The sequence below is a fragment of the Candidimonas nitroreducens genome, assembly GCF_002209565.1.
Lineage (GTDB): Bacteria > Pseudomonadota > Gammaproteobacteria > Burkholderiales > Burkholderiaceae_B > Candidimonas > Candidimonas nitroreducens.
This window is the reverse complement of record NZ_NJIH01000014.1, coordinates 115,494-133,192: the sequence shown is the minus strand read 5'-3', so window position 1 is coordinate 133,192 and position 17,699 is coordinate 115,494. Positions and strand designations below refer to the sequence as shown.

At 59.0% G+C, this 17,699-nt stretch carries 16 protein-coding genes; 7 read left to right on the top strand and 9 right to left on the bottom strand.

The window, feature by feature from the left end:
• Window positions 1-5: 5 nt before the first annotated feature.
• The 3 genes from CEY11_RS22090 to CEY11_RS22080 form a co-directional block, all read right to left on the bottom strand.
• On the bottom strand, window positions 6-980 hold the full coding sequence (locus tag CEY11_RS22090; protein WP_088605591.1) for a Bug family tripartite tricarboxylate transporter substrate binding protein: 975 nt from the start codon (window positions 978-980) through the stop codon (window positions 6-8).
• A 64-nt stretch (window positions 981-1,044) separates the two neighbouring features.
• Window positions 1,045-2,250 (bottom strand): FAD-dependent monooxygenase, encoded by a 1,206-nt coding sequence (locus tag CEY11_RS22085; RefSeq protein WP_088605590.1) that lies wholly within the window; start codon window positions 2,248-2,250, stop codon window positions 1,045-1,047.
• Entirely contained in the window at window positions 2,247-2,963 is a 717-nt protein-coding gene (locus CEY11_RS22080; protein WP_088605589.1) for an isochorismatase family protein, read from the bottom strand. Before CEY11_RS22080 ends, CEY11_RS22085 begins: the two co-directional genes overlap by 4 nt.
• Window positions 2,964-3,210: 247 nt before the next feature.
• Here CEY11_RS22080 and CEY11_RS22075 point away from each other — a divergent pair, with 247 nt between their 5' ends.
• Window positions 3,211-4,224 (top strand): Bug family tripartite tricarboxylate transporter substrate binding protein, encoded by a 1,014-nt coding sequence (locus CEY11_RS22075; protein WP_158215416.1) that lies wholly within the window; start codon window positions 3,211-3,213, stop codon window positions 4,222-4,224.
• Between the two features lie 21 nt (window positions 4,225-4,245).
• Window positions 4,246-5,037, top strand: a complete 792-nt coding sequence (locus CEY11_RS22070) for an IclR family transcriptional regulator (RefSeq protein WP_088605587.1) — start codon at window positions 4,246-4,248, stop codon at window positions 5,035-5,037.
• Window positions 5,038-5,091: 54 nt separating this feature from the next.
• On the opposite strand, the gene CEY11_RS22065 is transcribed toward CEY11_RS22070, so the two are convergent.
• Together CEY11_RS22065 and CEY11_RS22060 are read right to left on the bottom strand one after the other, a co-directional pair.
• A complete protein-coding gene (locus CEY11_RS22065) occupies window positions 5,092-6,441 on the bottom strand; it encodes a dihydrolipoamide acetyltransferase family protein (RefSeq protein ID WP_088605586.1) in 1,350 nt (449 codons plus the stop codon).
• A 3-nt stretch (window positions 6,442-6,444) separates the two neighbouring features.
• Window positions 6,445-8,523, bottom strand: coding sequence for a transketolase C-terminal domain-containing protein (locus CEY11_RS22060; protein ID WP_088605585.1), 2,079 nt, complete (start codon window positions 8,521-8,523; stop codon window positions 6,445-6,447).
• Window positions 8,524-8,648: 125 nt separating this feature from the next.
• Here CEY11_RS22060 and CEY11_RS22055 point away from each other — a divergent pair, with 125 nt between their 5' ends.
• Window positions 8,649-9,116, top strand: coding sequence for an Lrp/AsnC family transcriptional regulator (locus tag CEY11_RS22055; RefSeq protein WP_088605584.1), 468 nt, complete (start codon window positions 8,649-8,651; stop codon window positions 9,114-9,116).
• Window positions 9,117-9,219: 103 nt separating this feature from the next.
• On the opposite strand, the gene CEY11_RS22050 is transcribed toward CEY11_RS22055, so the two are convergent.
• Entirely contained in the window at window positions 9,220-10,215 is a 996-nt protein-coding gene (locus CEY11_RS22050) for a Bug family tripartite tricarboxylate transporter substrate binding protein (protein WP_233155021.1), read from the bottom strand.
• Window positions 10,216-10,250: 35 nt separating this feature from the next.
• Entirely contained in the window at window positions 10,251-11,882 is a 1,632-nt protein-coding gene (locus tag CEY11_RS22045; protein ID WP_088605583.1) for an FAD-dependent monooxygenase, read from the bottom strand.
• Window positions 11,883-11,977: 95 nt separating this feature from the next.
• Here CEY11_RS22045 and CEY11_RS22040 point away from each other — a divergent pair, with 95 nt between their 5' ends.
• A complete protein-coding gene (locus CEY11_RS22040; RefSeq protein WP_088605582.1) occupies window positions 11,978-12,868 on the top strand; it encodes a LysR family transcriptional regulator in 891 nt (296 codons plus the stop codon).
• On the opposite strand, the gene CEY11_RS22035 is transcribed toward CEY11_RS22040, so the two are convergent.
• A complete protein-coding gene (locus tag CEY11_RS22035; RefSeq protein ID WP_143323024.1) occupies window positions 12,860-14,173 on the bottom strand; it encodes a citrate/2-methylcitrate synthase in 1,314 nt (437 codons plus the stop codon). The genes CEY11_RS22040 and CEY11_RS22035 overlap by 9 nt on opposite strands.
• Before the next feature lie 123 nt (window positions 14,174-14,296).
• On the opposite strand from CEY11_RS22035, the gene CEY11_RS22030 reads away from it, so the two are divergent.
• The 3 genes from CEY11_RS22030 to CEY11_RS22020 are packed head-to-tail and all read left to right on the top strand — an operon-like array spanning window position 14,297 to window position 16,993.
• Window positions 14,297-15,439 carry an aromatic ring-hydroxylating oxygenase subunit alpha gene (locus CEY11_RS22030; protein ID WP_088605580.1) on the top strand — a complete coding sequence of 381 codons (1,143 nt, stop codon included), beginning with the start codon at window positions 14,297-14,299 and terminating at the stop codon, window positions 15,437-15,439.
• Window positions 15,436-15,762: a non-heme iron oxygenase ferredoxin subunit gene (locus tag CEY11_RS22025; protein ID WP_088605579.1), complete on the top strand. Its 327-nt coding sequence runs from the start codon at window positions 15,436-15,438 to the stop codon at window positions 15,760-15,762. The genes CEY11_RS22030 and CEY11_RS22025 overlap by 4 nt, the downstream gene beginning before the upstream one ends.
• A gap of 13 nt (window positions 15,763-15,775) precedes the next feature.
• Window positions 15,776-16,993: an NAD(P)/FAD-dependent oxidoreductase gene (locus CEY11_RS22020; protein ID WP_088605578.1), complete on the top strand. Its 1,218-nt coding sequence runs from the start codon at window positions 15,776-15,778 to the stop codon at window positions 16,991-16,993.
• A 46-nt stretch (window positions 16,994-17,039) separates the two neighbouring features.
• Here CEY11_RS22020 and CEY11_RS22015 read toward each other — a convergent pair whose 3' ends face one another.
• Entirely contained in the window at window positions 17,040-17,315 is a 276-nt protein-coding gene (locus tag CEY11_RS22015; protein WP_233155020.1) for a GNAT family N-acetyltransferase, read from the bottom strand.
• Between the last annotated feature and the right edge of the window lie 384 nt (window positions 17,316-17,699).

Below are 17,699 nucleotides of genomic sequence, written 5' to 3'. Positions count from 1 at the left end.
CCCGCTCAGTTGGTCTTGATGCCGAGCTTGTCCACGATCGGCTGGAACATCTTGATCTCACGCGCAAACCGTGCCGCGGCGTCGGCCGGCGGCATGCCTTCCGGCTTGATGCCCATGGTAGCCAGCCTCTTGGACACGGCAGGAGAATGCAGGGAGGCGTTCAGCTCTTTTTGCAGATAATCGACAATCGCCGCCGGGGTTCCCTTGGGCGCGGCCACTGCCGAATAAAGCGAGAAATCGAACCCCGGGAAGCCGGATTCGGCAAGCGTAGGCACGTTCGGAAGTATGGGATTGCGCTCGGCGGACGTTACCGCCAGCGCATTGCCTCGTCCCGACGAAACCAGAGGAGCACCCGGGCCGATGTCCGCGCTGAAAAGCTGCACGTCTCCGGCAACCAAGGCCTGGGCCGCCTCGGACGAGCCTTTATAAGGCACCTGGGTCAGCTTGATGCCGGCAAGGGAGGCGAAATATTCCGTGGGCACCTGGAAAGAATAGCCGGCAGACCCGTAGTTGAGGACGCCCGGATGGCTCTTCGCATACTGAACCATGTCTTTTATCGATTTGAACGGTTCTTTGAGGCCGGATATGAGCACGATGGGATACGACCCGAGTATCGTCACCGGCTCGAAATCCTTCACGGGATCATAAGGCAGGGAATTCCGGGTGATGGGGTTGAACACCATCGGGCCGCTGCCCCCTATCAGCAAGGTATAGCCATCGGGATTGGCGTGCGCGACATACTGCGAGGCGATGATGCCGCTGGCGCCCGCCTTGTTCTCGACGATGACGCTCTGCCCCATGCGCTTGGACAGCTCTGCCGCCACCAGGCGCGCCACGACGTCCGTGCCGCCGCCGGGCGCAAAGGACACGATGAAGCGCACGGGTTCGGACGGATAGCCGCCCGGGCCGTTGCCCGCCAAGGCAACACTGCTAAGGGCGAGCATGGCCGCCGCGGCGATCACCTTCTTGATTTGTCTCATAAGTCCATCCTGTTATGTTGAATGTTTTGATGCAATGGCGGCGTGCTGCACCGGGTGATGCAGTTCACGCCAAGGGAACATGTACGGCGTCGTAGGACAAGATCCACTCGTAGCGGTCGCGGATCTTGTCCGGCGCCCACTCCGACGCGACATAATCGTCGGCCGCGTCGGGATCCAGCAAAGCGTGATTGTGAAAGCGGCCCAGATTCTCGGACGATTTCGTGACAATGCACGTGGCACGCTCTTTGCGCGCAGCCTCGTAGCGCCGCAGCGCTTCCGGCGCGTCGTCGAATTCGTCCAGGGCACGCGCCAGCACCATTCCATCCTCGATGGCCATGTTGGCGCCTTGCGCCAAATAAGGCAGAGTGGCGTGGCACGCGTCCCCCAGCAGCGTGACGCGGCCCCTGGACCAGCATTCCAGCGGCTCTCTCAGAAACAGGGCCCACTTGTAAGGGATTCCTATGTGGCCGACGATGGTCTGGATGTCATCATGCCAACCGGCATAATCCGCGCGCAAGTCTTCGACGCGGCCTTCTTCAGTCCACGACTCGCCGGCCCAGTCGTCGCGCTCGATGTGGCCCACAAAATTGAGCAACCGGCCCGCGCGAACCGGGTACAGGATGACGTGGCCACTGGGGCCCACCCAATTGACGCCCACAGGCCGGCGCAAGTGCTCTGGCAGGCTTTCGGTGTCGATAATGCCGCGCCAGCAGCAGCCGCCTGTGAATTTGGGACTGTCCGGGCCGAACAAGGCTTTGCGCGTGGCCGAATGCAAACCGTCCGCCCCCACCAATACATCGCCCCGTATCCTTCTGCCGTCCTCCAGGATCAGAACCACTCCGTGCGCATCCTGCTCGAAGCCGCTGACGCGGCTGTCGACCACGCAAGCATCGGGTTTGATTTCACGCGTGGCCGCAAGCAGCATGGAGTGAAGATCGGCGCGGTGCATCATCAAGTACGGAACGCCGTAGCGGCTCATCGATTCTTGCCCCAGATTGAACAACGGCCAGGTTTTCCCCGTATTCCAGACGCGCACTTCTTTGGCCTGGGCATCCACGCCCAGACGCCGCGCCTGTTCTTCCAAGCCAAGCTCGTACAGCACCCGGACACCGTTGGGCCCGAGCTGAACCCCCGCACCGATCTCTTTGAGTTCTTTGGCCTGCTCGAAGACAGACACATCAAAACCGCGCCGCAGCAAGGCCAGCGCCGCGGTCAAGCCGCCGATACCACCCCCCGCGATCAATACATGCTTCCTGTACTGCATACTCATGCTCCCTGTGCCTGGACGGGTGCCAACAAAGACAGAACCTCTTCGGTGGACATCACATCGGCATATTTGCTGTTCATGTCGAACAAGTTGACCGCGTGCGAAGTCTGCGACCGATCGAAGACGGCATCGTGCGGCACGACGACGTGATAGCCATAGGAAGACGCGTCGACGGCCGTGGCCCGCACGCAGCCGCTGGTCGTGGTTCCGGAGATTACGACGCAATTGGCATCCTGCGTCGTCAGATAGCTGACCAGCGGGGTGCCGAAGAAGGCACTGGCGTGATGCTTGGGCAGCAAAATGTCGCCGGGCCGCGGCGCACATTCCTGAACCATTTCATAGCCTCGCTGCGGTATGCCCATGATGGCAGGAGCCTTGTCGGCGAAACGCTGCCCGTCGTGATGCTCTTTGTACGCGACGTGGGGAAAAATGACGGGCAATTTGCGCAGACGGAATGCGTCGATCAGGCGCGCGATGTGCGGCACGGCGCGCCAGCCATATTCACCGCAGCTGGTGGGATATTCGCGTCGTATCGACTCCATGATGGGAAGGCGCTCGTGGCCCACCGACCGGTACTGCACATCGATGACCAGCAACGCAGGCCTGATCTGCCCTTGGAAGCGCTTGCCGAACCCCGCCGCCCCGTAGATGGCGAGCTCTTCTTCTGTAACCACCCCCTGCCAGGGCAAGGGCTGATTCTGACTCCGAGTGTCCATTTACCCCTCGATTTATAAATTCACATACAAGAACGATCATTCACAGATGAAGACATTATAAAATGTTGAAAATTAATGCGTCAAGCAGGAATTGGCCTTGACGCACGCGGTGGCATGCCTCTAATATATTCACAAACAAGAACTATTGTTCATATATGTGAATATATAGATGAGATTGGCAGCGCAATCTACCTCGGACGCTTGCGCCGGCTTGGGATCCACACCCCCCTCTTTGGAGAAATTTGTAATGAAGAAAGTATGGAAATGGCGCCTCTGGGCCAAGGTGCCCTCGGTGCTGGCGACCGGCATGCTGTGCATGATGGCAGGCGCCCATCTTGCAGCACATGCGCAAGCCAAGCCGGCCGACTATCCATCCAAAACCGTCCGTATCGTTGTGCCATTTCCGCCAGGCGGCAGCATGGACGCACTGGCACGCCAGATAGCGCAAGCGCTGAGCCTGTCCTGGAACCATCCGGTCGTCGTCGAGAACCGCGACGGCGCCAGCGGGATAATCGGCCTTTCTTCGGTCGCCAAATCGGCGCCGGACGGCTACACATTGGGCGTCGTGGCCAACAGTTTCGTGGCCAATACCTTGTTGCGGCACGATATGCCATATGACGCGTTCGGCAGCTTCGAACCCGTGTCCTTGCTCGCTTCCGTCCCTTACGTGCTGGTCACCAACGCCTCTTTGCCCAGCTCTTCCCTGTCCGAATTCATCGCCTATGCGAAATCACACCCCGATACGCTCAATTATGCTTCGGGCGGAAACGGCACCATGTCGCACTTGGGCGCGGAAATGCTCAAGGATGCGATCGGCATCAAGGCAGCCCATATTCCCTACAGAGGCCAGGCGCCGGCGCTGACCGATACCGTTTCGGGCCAGGTATCGTTCACCATGGGCAACTTGCCCGAAGTCATTTCCCACACGGAATCGGGCAAAGTGCACGCGCTGGCCATCATGTCCAATACCCGCTCGCCGCTCCTGCCCAATACGCCGACGCTGTCCGAAAGCGGATTTGAGCCATTGAATGTGGGCTCCTGGTATGGTTTGGTGGCGCCTCACAAAACGCCGCAAGCGGTGCTCGACCATATCCAGAAAAGCATTTCGAAGGTTCTCGATCAGGCCTCATTTCGGCAAAAACTCGAGAAGCAAGGCTTCGAGGTCGTCGGCAGCACGCCCTCGGAATTCGAGGCGTTCATGCATCATGAATCCGCCATCTATGAGAAAGTGATAGATTCGGCCAAAATTAAGGTTCAGTGACCATGAGAAGGGTAGCGTCGAATGCTCAAGAGCGAAATCAAAGCACCGCAAGCCACGGCGGAACGTAGCGCAGGCGTCAAAAGCGCCGTACGCGTGCTGGATGTACTGGAGTTCTTCGCCAAGACGGTTGAGCCGGCAACCCTTGCCAGGCTGTGCGCCGAGCTCGACATGCCGAAATCCAGCGGCCATGCCCTGATGGAAACGCTAAGGCAGCAGGGCTATGTTTATTGGCTGGGCAAGCACCATGGCTACTACCCTACGCGCCGTTGGCGCGACCAGGGGGAAGCCATTACGCGCCACGACCCGGTTTTATCGCTGGTATCCGAAGAGCTGCACCAGATCAGCGCACAAACCGGCGAAACCGCCATTCTGGCGAAGCGCGAAGAGCATCACGTACTCTATCTGGAAGTCGTAGAGCCGGATCGCACCCTGCGTTTCTCGGCATACGCGGGGCAAATCAAGCCTATGCACAGCGCCGCCTCGGGGCGCGCGCTTCTGGCGCTGATCGACGAGGAGGCAAGAAGCCAAGTGCTGCAACAGCTGGACAGGGTGGCCTACTCGGATCTCACCATCACCGACCTCGGCCGCCTGAGGCAGGCCATCTCGGACGGAGAAGCGGCCGGATACCACGTGGCGATCGGCGAATATCAATCGGATACGACCGCCATCGCAGTGGGATTCAAGTTCGGTACAGAATGCTATGCGCTGCTGGTGGGCGGCCCCACGCAAAGGCTGCAAGACCATATCGAAGAGATAGGACGCATGCTCGCAACGCGAGCCGCAAAACTGGAAGACCCGGCCGGCCACAAATAAGCGCGGCGCGCTTCTGCGCGCTTCCCGCAATTGTCTTCTTCGTGCGCGTGTCCGTCACAAGGGCCATTGCTCCAGTGTCTGCACGAATCGGCTCAGCCAGGCATTGGTCTGATGGCCGTCCAATGCACGATGGTCGATGGTCAGCGACACGTAGGCCATGGGGCGGATCTGGATGGCATCGATGCCATCGATCTCGCGCACCACGGCGCGCTTTTCCAGCTTGCCCACGCCCAGAATGGCGGACTGGGGCTGGTTGATGATAATGGGCGATGCCAGCAGCGAGCCGGACACGCCATGGTTGGACAAAGTGAAGGTGCCGCCGCGGACGTCGCCGGTGCTCAAGGTGCCATTGCGCGAACGCACCGTGATTTCCTGCAGCCGGCGGGCGATGCCTACCAGCGACAAGTCCTGCGCCTTGTGTATGACCGGCACCACCAGGCCCTGATCTCCCAGGGCCGTACCGATGCCGATATTGATGTCGTCGAAGATTTCCAGTCCATCGTCATGCCAGCGGCTATTGACGGCCGGAACCTCGCGCATGGCGGCCACGCTGGCGGCGACCAGGTACGAGGTATAGGACAGATTGACGCCGTCGGCGGCAAAGGCGGTCTTGTGCTGGTTGCGATGGCGCATGATTGCGGTCCAGTCGGCCTCGAACACGGCGGTGACGTGCGGCGCCGTGGCCACCGACTCGGCCATGTGCCGGGCGATTGCCAGCCGCATGCTCGAATGAGGCACTTTATGGGAGGCCGGGCCCTGGGCCGCAGCTGGGCCTGTCGGCGCGGCTGACGGCTGTTGCCGGCTTTCATGCGCGGCCTGCATGTCGGCGCGGGTCACCCGGCCTCCCCGGCCGCTGCCCTGGACGGTGGCGGGATCTATGCCAAATTCCTGGGCGGCGCGACGCACCGAGGGCGAGTAGTGCATCAGGCTCTTGGAGTCGAATACGGGCGCCGGCGGCGCTGCAGCCGGCGCGTGGCCGCCGGCGCCAGCGCCAGCATTAGCGCCAGCATTAGCGCCAGCGTTGGCGTTGGCGTTGGCGTTGGCGTTGGCGTTGGCGTTGGCGTTGGCGTTGGCGTCGGCGTTGGCGTCGGCGTCGGCGTCGGCAGCAGCTTCAGGTTTCTTCTCGGCCACGCCGCCGGCAGGCTCCTGTTCCCGGGCCGGCGCCTGGGTTTCGATACGCCCCAGCAAGCCTCCGGGCACCGCGTCGGCGCCCGCGTCCAGCAGGATCTCGATCAAGCGGCCGCTTGCGGGCGAAGAAACTTCCTGCGTGACCTTGTCGGTTTCCAGCTCGAGCAAGGGCTCGTCCTGCTCGACGCGCTCGCCGATTTTTTTGTTCCAGGCGACGACGACGGCCTTGGTGCCTTCCTGCTCGAGCGGAACGGTGACCTCAATAACTCGGCTCATGGATCAGAACTCCAGCAGCTCAACGATTTTGTCGCGAATGCGGTCTACGGACGGCACGGCCCAATCCAGCAGCACGGGGTTATGCGGGCTGGGAATGTCGGGCATGGTCAGGCGCGAGACCGGCGCGTCCAGATCCATGAAGGCCTCGTCGGCGACCACGGCGGCGATCTCGGCGCCGAAGCCGGCCGTGCTCAAGTCTTCATGCACGATCAGGCAGCGCCGCGTCTTGCGCACCGACGACAGCACCGCCTCGCGATCCCAGGGCATCAGGGTGCGCAGGTCGATGACGTCGGCGCTATAGCCTTCGGCGGCCTGTTCGCAGCGGGGTACCATGGCCCCCCAAGTGACGATGGTGATTTGGTCGCCCTGGCGGCAGAAGCTGGCTTTGCCGAAAGGCAGCACATAGTCGTCGCCCGGATACGGCCGGCGCGCCCAGCTGTGATCCAGCATGGCACGGTGCTCGAAAAAAATGACGGGATCATTGCCGCGCAGCGACGCCCGGAGCAGGCCTACGGCATCGGCCGCATTGGACGGCACGGCGACCTTCCAGCCGGGCTGGTGCACGAAGGCCACCTCATTGGTCTGGCTGTGCCACGGGTCGCCGCACTTGAAAAACCCGCCTGGAATCCTTACCACCATAGGCGCGGCGTAACGGTTGTTGGTGCGCCAGCGCAAGGTACCACAATCGTTGATTTGCTCGGTAGCGGGCTCGGCGTATTTGCGGAACTGGATTTCCGGCACAGGCATCAGCCCGGCCAGCGCCATGCCGACTGCCCTGCCGATGATCCCTTCTTCGGAAAGCGAGGTATCGAATACACGCCCGGTGCCGTATTTTTCTTGCAGGCCCAGCGTAACGGCATGCACGCCTCCCTTGGGGCCTATGTCTTCGCCGAACAAGACGACACGATCATTGATGGACAGTTCATGATCCAGGGTCTTGCGGATGGCCGTCACCATATTGATGCGCTGTCCGGCGCTCTGGGCCTGGTCGGTTGACGCGGGCGCATGAAACCCATGGCTGTGCTGCCCGCCCATTTGTTGCAGCTCGCCGTCGTAGAACACATGGCGGAGCACGCTTTGCGGGCCGGCAGCCGGGCGCGACTCGGCCTGCTCGCGCGCGGCTTCGGTGGCGGCCTCGGCGCGCTCGGCCAGTGCCTGCCAAGCTTCTTCCGACATCACGCTGGGCACGAGGTAATTCTTGAGCTTGGGCAAGGGATCACGCTTCTGCTCGTCGCGGATGGTGGCCGCGTCCTTGTAGCCTTGGGTGTCCTGGAAGCTGTGGCCTTCCAGGCGCGGCAGCGTCAGGCGCAGCATGGCAGGCTTGCGTCGCGTACGCACGTACTCGACGGCCTCGCTGGTAAGATGCGCGGCCTGGGCGGGATCCGTACCATCGCCGTCATAAATGGCCAGCCCGTGCCAGCTGGCCAGATTGGCGGCGATATTGCCGCCCGGCGTCTGGAAAGTGGACGGCACCGAAATCCCATACCCATTGTCTTCGACATAGAACAACATGGGCAATTGCTGCGTGGTCGCAATCGTCAGGGCGGACCAGAAGCCGTTGGATGCGACCGAGCCGTCGCCGCCGAGCACGACGGCGATGTCGCGGGCGTAATCCCGGTTTCCTAAAGTATCTACATAGTATTTGAGCGCCTGGGCCCAGCCGGCGGTTGGCGTGTACTGCGCGCCGACCCCGCCGCACATGGGCAGCGCGCTTGCGCCGCTGGGATTGGGGTAGTTGAAGACCACGCCGATATCGCGCCCGTCGGAATAGCCGCCGGAGCGCCCCATGGCCGAACCCAGTGCATCGGCCGGATCCACCCCCAGCGCCAGCAGCAGCGGCCGAGAACGATAGTAGCCGCAGGCGGCGTCATGCTTGCCGGTCAATTGCTTGCCCAGCAATATCTGCGCCATATCGTGGCCGCGAGCCGAAAACTGGTACAGCACCTTCTTTTGCGGCACGAGCCGGGTTTCTTCAATGTGATCCATGGCCCGCGAAAGCAGAACCAGATAGGCGATCTGCTCCCAATCGATGACGGCATTCAGCCTGGGGCGAGCGATGGATTTAAGTGCGAGCTGAGCCATATTGCCTCCTGTAGGCCGACAGATTTCTATAGTGAAATGCTATCACTCAGGTACGATTAAATCCTTTCAATATATATGCTTACCTACTTATAATTGAAACGTTTATTTCATATTTCAGGCATAACATGGAAAACATTGATCTGGACAATGTAGATCGAAATATCGTGCGCGTTTTGCAGCGCCAGGCCGATATCAGCCAGGCTGCCCTGGCCGAGCAAGTCGGAGCCTCTGCCGCCTCCTGCTGGAGGCGCATACGCAGGATGGAGACCCAAGGCGTGCTGGGCGCCACCGTCAGGCTGGTCGATCCGGATTCGGTGGGGCGCGGCCTGAACGTGTTCTGCCAGGTACGCATGAAAGAACACGACCTGCGCGCGCGCCAGCAGTTCGAAAGCTTCGTGGAAAGCCACGAGGAAGTGCTGGAGTGCTACTCGACGACGGGCGAATGGGATTACCTGCTGCGCGTCGTCGTAGAAGACGTACGCGACTACGAACGCTTATTGATGGAACGTATTCTCGTGCACGAGGCCGTCGCCACCTCGGCATCGAGCTTCGCGCTCAAGCGCGTGAAGTACACCACGGCGCTGCCGGTCTAAGTTGCGTTACTGGTTCGAGTTGTTGTGTGCCCTGTATTGGCCGGAAAGGTTCGCGCAGATCAGGCGCATACGAAACATACCGGCCCAGGCATACATTCAAACATCAATCAGCGGACAAATTACGCTCTTTGATGAGCTTGGACCAGCGATCCGCGTCGTGTTTAATCAGCGCGGCGAACTCCTGCGGCGTGTCAGAGGCCGGCATCAATCCTTGTGCTTCCAGGCTGGATTTCACTTCCGGATCTTGCATAGCCTGAACCACTCCCTGATTAATTTTCGTGATAATAGCCGCTGGGGTTCCCGCTGGCGCTGTCAATCCAATCCACAGTGATGAGTTAAAGCCTGGCACGCCCGCTTTGTCTACTGTAGGCAACTCCGGCAGGAGTGATGACCGTGTCAAGCTACACACGGCAAGCGCCTTGAGCTTGCCCGTTTTAACGAAAGGCATCAAGCTATTGGGGATTCCAAACATGACCTGCACCCGCCCGGCCACCAGGTCGCTGACGGCAGGCAGCGCGCCCTTGTACGGTACATGCACCATATCCGTATTCGTCAGGGATTTGAACAGCTCAGCGCTCAAATGGTGCGGTGTGCCAATCCCCGCGGACGCATAGCTGAGCTGGCCCGGATGGGCTTTTGCGTACGCAATGAGTTCTTTCACCGAATTCACAGGCAGATTGGCATTAACCGCCAACAATATCGGTCCAGTAGCAACCAGAGACACGGGCTCGAAATCTTTGAATGCATCAAACCCCACACCTGTTTTCCCGTAGACATAGGGGTTCATGGTGAGCAGGTTATTTGGCGTGATCAGGAACGTGTAGCCGTCTGCCGCCGAGCGTGCCACCAGCGCCGCCCCGAGATTGCCGCCGGCACCTGCGCGGTTTTCAACGATGACGGGCACGCCCCATTTTGCGGACAGCTTCTGGGCCAGCACCCGGGCCACGACGTCGTTACTGCCCCCGGCCGTATAAGGCACCACAAACTTGATGGGCCGATCTGGATAGATCCCTTCGGCAGCATGCGCGGACATGCACAGGCCAGCGAATAAGCTACAAAGAGCTGTCTTGAGGAATTGGCGCTTACTGCTTTGCTGCATGGTCGTCTCCTAAATTTTAGGTCTGGCGAGCGTAGTTAAGCTGCGCCACGTACAACGTTAAGAATATGATGTGCATCGCCCGATGTATCGCCACGCCACGCGACGTGCCCGTCAGGGCGAACCAGCACCAGCTTTGCGGCATATAGGCGCGCCGCTTCGGGCTCATCGTCTAATATTGCCACTTCGAACGGCACACGCTGCGTTGAGAAAGCCGATAGCATGGTCTGGACGTCCTCTGTATTGCCACGGGAAAATTTGAGCAACACGAACGATCTGCCGAACAAATCCAGGATGGATTTGCCGCTTTTCAGCCAAACGTGAGGCGCTCTGGCACCAGGGCGAGCGTTGGGCACATAGACCCTGAAATCATCGGGTACAGGCGCGGTGCCATCCGCGACGCAGATCGGCGATTCGCGATACCTGTGACCAATCTGTAGCCCCATGGACTCCCATTCGACGCGTGTCGAGTCGCGAAGCCGCTTGCCTAGCACCGCGCGAGTACGTTCACCGTCTGGGGATTCGTCGCATACCGAGCGAGAGTCCGGCGTATCCTGCCAAGCCTGAAAGTTCTGTGTAGAAAAACTGGTATTGCGCTGCGCGATGGGCCGGCGCTCGACTTCATAACTGCGCAGTAAGGCGGGCCCTCCCCAGCCATCCAGCATTCCCTTCAGCTTCCAGCCCAGATCCAGCACTTCCTGTATGCCCGTATTCATACCCATGCCGCCAGTCGGAGACATGGTGTGGGCGGAATCCCCTACGAGCAGCACACGCCCCACACCATAGCTGTCGGCCAGCATTTCGCTGCGCCGCCAGGGCGTCACAGACAGAACCTCGAACTCGGGTTGCGGCCCGCGAGGGCCACCCAGCGCGCGACGCACCCATGCATCGGCATCAAACGACGCCAAATCCATTTTTTCTTCGGAGCCCAGTACCGTCAGGCGCCATATGTCGGCACCGTCGACAACAGTAAGATTGCCCCACATCCCCTCGGGGCCGACGAACATATAGCGTTCGGCCTGCCCCATGGCATGCTTGCCGGCCAAGCCAACTGCCTTGATAAGGATATTTATCGAATAGCTGAGCAGCCGGCCCCGCATAGTGATGCCGACCTGTTCACGTACCAAACTGGACGCGCCATCGCAACCCAACAGATACTTGGCCCGGAGCTGCTTCTTGTTGCCGGTGCGCAAATCAAGCACTTCTGCACACACGGATTCTTCATCTTGTTCCAGACGCAGGAAGCGGTGCTCGAACAGGATGTCCGCGTCCGCGCACGCCAGGGCGGCCTCAGTCAGAATGGGTTGCAACCACAGTTGAGGGCAGCGCTGTTTCTTTTCCGGCGTCTCGGGCGGCGTGAGACTGTCGCGCATGCTCGGATAGGGCTCACGATCCAGTAGTAGCCCATTCAAGGAAGTACAAAACACCATCGATAGGTCGTAGTCTTCAGGAAAACCGCAAGCCCGCACCTGCTCGGAGATCCCCCACATGCGAAACGCTTCCATCGTGCGGATAGCGACCAGCCCCGTACGCGGGTGCTCGATAGTGCCATTGCCTTGTTCCAGCAGCACGGAACGCACTCCTCGTCGCGACAAATCGATGCTCATGGCCAGGCCGACCGGCCCTCCTCCCACGATAAGAACCGGAACATCAACGGCTGCTTCCGACATGAATCTGCACCTTCAAGAAAATCTATGTATGAGTATGGTCATGCAACACCGTATTTATGGTCAAATTAATAATTCAAAGTTTCTGAATTCATATCATGAATATAAAGAACTTCGATTTGAATCTTCTGCGCGTATTCGTCGTCGTGTATCGGCTACGCAGCGTCTCGCGTGCCGCTAGTACCATCGGGCTGACGCAACCTGCTATGAGCAATGCGCTACGCAGATTGCGCGAACAGTGCAACGATCCCCTGTTCACCCGCTCGGGTCGAACCATGGAACCTACCGCCCTGGCCAACAGTCTTTTCGTCCCGCTGGAAAGCGCACTGGCCAACATCGAGACTTGCTTCACTCAGGTTGGCGATTTCAGGCCCGAATCGAGTCATCGGACTTTCCGCTTGCTCTTGTCCGATGTAGGGGAGATGATTGTGCTACCGCGCTTAATGCTCGCCTTGTCGTCCGCTGCACCAGGAGTGAGCATCGAAGCATCGCGCCTGCCTCATGCCGACTATGCCCCGGCATTACGCAGTGGCCAGGCGGATCTGGCTATCGGCAATATCGGCTTCCTGCATACAGGTTTCTATCAACAGCATTTGTTTGACGACCGATATTTATGCATTGCGCGCAAAGATCATCCGCAGCTAAAAGGCAAGTTGACGTTGGCGCGGTATCTTTCACTGAGGCACGTAGTGTCAACCGCGGGCAGCACCGATACGCTGGTCGACGAGGCACTGTCCAGCAGCAAGCAGCGACGCAATATCAAGCTGACGGTGACGCATTACCATCGCTGCGCGGCGATGGTAATGCAATCAGACCTGATTGCGACCGTGCCGGGTAACACCGTAGCCGGCATGCCAGGGCTGGAAACCTATACATTGCCCTTTAAAATGCCGCACGCGCGCGTACGCCAATTCTGGCATCGCCGCGCTCACACCGATGCGGCCCACATATGGCTACGCCAGCTAATTGCCGAACTGATCTTAGACTGAGCGAGTGGTACGGGCGCCCATGTAACGGGCGCGCGGGCGCAACATCAAGCCCGACAATCGCTGTTCCGCCGCATGCGCTATCCAGCCAGCCGTGCGGCCTACGCAATGCAGATACACAGCGGCGCTCGCCGGCAGGCCCAGCACCCGCAACAGGATGACGAGTGCACCAAACAAGTTGGGGTATGTGCCTGCATTCTGGTGAACGGCGCTGACAAATCTCTGCAGACGCTCTTTTATGACGGCCTCTCCTGGTAGGTCTTGGATCATATCGAGCAGTAATTCGGCACGAGGATCGCGATCGTATAACGGATGGCCAAAGCATGGGATGCTGGCATACGCCGCCGGCCGGTCTTCCTGGGTCAACATCTCAGTCAGATACTGCCCCAGATCCAGCATGCCGCCCGCTTGCATGGGGCCGGCCTGAGCCATCAGTGCCGAGGCCACAGAGGCATATACGTCTACGCCAGCAGAGGAAGCAATGCGCGCGCAAAACGTCGGCGCAGAGAGTTCATTGTCCGCACTAAGCACCAGGGCCGCATGCATAATAGCTAATAACTTGTCTTGGCCCGGGCAGTGCGATAGACCAAAGCCACGCAGTATCCGCTGCGCGACAAATTCTTCGTCTTCTGCGGGTTGATAGGTGCGGGCAGATCCGAAATATCCCGACACGCCCGCGAAGGAGCTGATGAGCTGTACGCCACTCATACGCACGTCGCTTCGACCCGCGGTGTCCTCGGCGATTTCTAGCGCGCTCAGATGCAAGGCCGCCATGGCTAAGAGTCGAATAGGGGAAAAACTGCCCTTGTCGCCTTGAGCCACATTGCCATTCAGCGTTGCAGTCAGATCCACTTCTACGCGAGGCCAAGGACGATCGCGCCCCGGGGGCAGCCCGCCCCAAAGCAAGTCTGCCACATACTCAAACGGCCTCCCCTCGCTAGCTAGTGTCGTGGCCAGATGCCCTCGATAGTATGGCCCTGCAGGGCTGATGTCGCAGATCCAGGTTTGAACCACGGGTTCGCCATAACGCAACGCCTGAGCCACAGGTGCCCCGCCTGCTTTAGCGCCGGCACGCGTGCTCAGTTTTTCCAGGTCAGACTTGCGATAGAGATGCGTTCGTTTGCCGGGTTCGGGCAGCGTCTTGATGAGGCCTCGGCTGACGTAGGTGTACAGCGACTCTTTCTTGATGCCCAGCATCGCCAGAGCTTCGTCTCGACGCACATACTCGACGTCGTTAACGCGGCGGCCCGTATCACCTGGCGAATGGGTAACAGTGTCTTCTGGTGGAAGTTCATGCTGATCGGTCACCGGCCTATCTCCAATTTCCCAATGTGTTGCCCCATTTTATATCGATTTAATAGTCGATCTATACATCGATCGACATCAATAATAAACTGCCATCCGTTACATTCAACTCACCGGAGAGATCTGATGCAAACTGCTAAAGCCCAACTGCAAGCACTCTCGCCTCGATTCAAGAAGACACGGGAGAGCCTGCTGCGTGCCCGCCATCTGCCTGGCGGCGTCTACAGTTCCGAAGAAATCTACGCCATGGAAAAAGAGCAAATCTTCATGACGCACTGGCTTTCGGTCGGACGCGTGGAGGAAATTCCAAATGTTGGCGACTACATGACATTCAACGTCATGAACGAGCCCATCCTTATTTCTCGCCCGGCCGAAGATCAGATCCAGGTATGCATGAATATGTGCCTACATCGAGGGGTAGCCGTGGCGAGCGGCTGTGGCCACGCCAAGGATTTCAGCTGCCCATACCACGCTTGGCTGTTCGACGTCGGCGGCAAGCTGATCGCTGCGCCTGGCATGAAGGAATCGGAAGTCGACATGAGCGGCGCCCGCCTCAAGCCCCTACCCGTCAAGATATGGCGGGGATGGATCTTTACCAACTTCGCCGAGCAGCCACCGTCTTTCGAGGACTATATCGCTCCTTACGAGAAGAGCCTGTGGTGGTTCCAATCCGGTGAATGCAAGCTCGCCGACAAGGTACAGATCGACATTAAGTGCAACTGGAAATTCCTGGTCGAGAACCTGATTGACATCTATCACGTAGGCGTAATCCACAAGAGTACGTTCGGCGGCTTCGTCAAGGGCGAAAAAATAAAGTTCCAGCTTGAGGAAAACGGTGGCTGGCACACCCAGTACGAGGCCCGGCCCCACTCCAAGAGCGGCGAGCAGGTGTTTCCTACCCTGCCATGGGCACAAGATAAATCGTCAGGCATCGCATGTAAGGCCGGGATCTATCCAAACCTGAACCTGTCGATGCGATCTGACAGCTTGCGCATGTGGCATATATGGCCCATCTCCCCCAACGAAACACGCGTGATTTGCTACCTGCTATTCCCGCCGGCGGCCTTTTCCATCCCCAATTTTGATGAAGAGCTGGCGAAGTACCGAGCCTTCGTCAGTCAGATCGTCACCGAGGATGCCGTCATGGTCGAGTCGCTGCAGAATGCCTCAGGCTCCAAATTCTTCGAACCCGGCCCCATGGCCCCGCTGGAAGAGGCGCTGCACCACATGGAAAACCACTATATCGATCTGATGACGAGGCAAGCGTGACAACAGAGAAATGGATCCGGGTGGCCGACTATGCCGACATCACCGAGGACGATACGCTAGGCGTGGACGTGGATGAACTACCTATTTGTTTGTACAAGCTGAACGGTGCGATATATGCCACGGCCAATAAGTGCACTCACGGTGACGCTGATCTGTCAGACGGGTTGATACAGGACGGCTGTGAGATCGAGTGCCCTCTGCATGAGGGTAGATTCGATATCCGCAGCGGTAAGGCGGTCAGCGCACCTTGCACTGAGCATTTGAAGTCCTATCCGACCCGTATGGAAGACGGTGTGATCTACATCCAGGTTGGATCCACATGAGAACGCAGGCACTATGAAGACCGTCATCATCGGCGCAGGACAAGCCGGGGCATGGGTGGCACGCACGTTACGGCAGCATGCCCCACAGGCGCAGATAGTGCTGGTGGGGCAAGAGACACACCCACCTTATGAGCGCCCACCCTTATCCAAGGAGGTCATGTCGGGCGCACAGCCCGAGCCCTCGTGCCTGCTGTCCGCCCGACAAGCAAGAGAGCTCGGCATACAGCTCGAGCTAGGCGTCACAGCAATCGCTATCGATCGAGGCCAGCGCCAGATCTTGTTGGATCATGGGCAACCGTTGCCTTATGAAACCCTGGTTCTGGCCACCGGGGGAAGAGCACGCAGACCAGATATACCCGGCGGCAAGCTTCACGGTGTGTATACCTTACGTTCACTTGACGACGCTTCTCAGATACGCAGCGCACTGCGGCCAGACCGCCGCCTGCTCGTCGTAGGTGGTGGCTGGATAGGCCTGGAGGTCGCGGCAACAGCTCGACGGCTAGGGCTACAGGTTGCTTTGATAGAAAGTGGGCCGAGGCTTTGTGCGCGGTCAGTGCCGGCAAACGTATCAAACTTCCTACTGGAGTTGCATCAGCGCCAAGGCGTGGATATGCAGCTAAACGGTGCGGTGACGGCGATTGATCGATCGGATCCCGCTGGCCCGCTGCAAGTCCACACCCATCGGGGCATTCAGCAAGCCGATGTGGTCGTATTTGGCATTGGCCTCGAACCCAACACAGAATTGGCGTCGGCTTGCGGGTTATTGGTTGAAAACGGGATTGTGGTTAATGCCTGTGGCCGAACCTCGGATCCGTCTATCTACGCGGTAGGCGATGTGGCGAACCAGCCATGCACATGGCCTGCTGCAGCGCCGAAAGCGCGCATACGTCTGGAATCATGGGCCAATGCCCAGAACGGCGGAATTGCGATCGGCGAAGTGCTCTCAGGGAAGGCGCTCGCGCCGCAGACCCTTCCATGGTTTTGGTCGGATCAATATGACGTCAATCTACAGGTACTAGGGATTCCATCGGAAGATGGCACACATGTACTCAGGGGATCGGTCGATGACGCCAAGTTCTGTATGTTCCAAATTGTTGAAGGCCGTCTGCATTCGGTCATCGCTGTGAATATGGCGAAAGAGCTAAAGCTGGCAAAGCGCTGGCATTCTCAGAATAGATGTCCGGACATAACAGAATTGAGGAATCCAGCCGTACAACTTGGGCGGCTTTAGAAAAAATAGTCGAACTTGCTTAAGAATCCAAGGGCGGGATCGGCATTTAAGAATCATATGTACTTGCCATCCCCACACTAGCCTTACCATCCCAGCGCAATAAACCCTTGAGATCCTTGCGCATCAGGAATAAGTGATATGCATCAGCGTGGCTGGATTCGAATTCCCATGACCCGTACCAACTCCATACCGCAGCCTGTGCCGTGCGCAGCCACGCATCTTTAAGTAATGCCTGGCCCAGGCCTTTGCCCTGATGGTCTTTGTCCACCGCAAGCCACGCCAGCACCACGACAGGCATAGCGTGACGCGCCAGCTCTTTCATTATTCTTTAAGGTGTAGTTTCTGGGTCAACGCTGCCGACCACAAGGCTGTACAGGACAACCGCCACCTCCCCCTGGCAGCAAACGTAGGTCTGTACGCCGTTGACCTTTTGGTCGACGATCAACGGCGGCTTGCCACGCATAAACTATCACACAGGCGGTGAAATCCAGACGCGCTACTTACACTCCAGCCGCACTCCAGCCGACGTTGACGCGGGCGGCTTCGCTGCTCGTTGCCGATCGGTATCGAGCAACTAAATCGACAGTAAATCGGCTGCTTTTCCCCGCTGGCGCCGCGGTTAGGGTTTGTACTTGTTGTAGTAGTTAGATCTCTATGAATATGATGGCCACACAGGCGAGTCAACAAGGCCAGACGCTCAGACCCT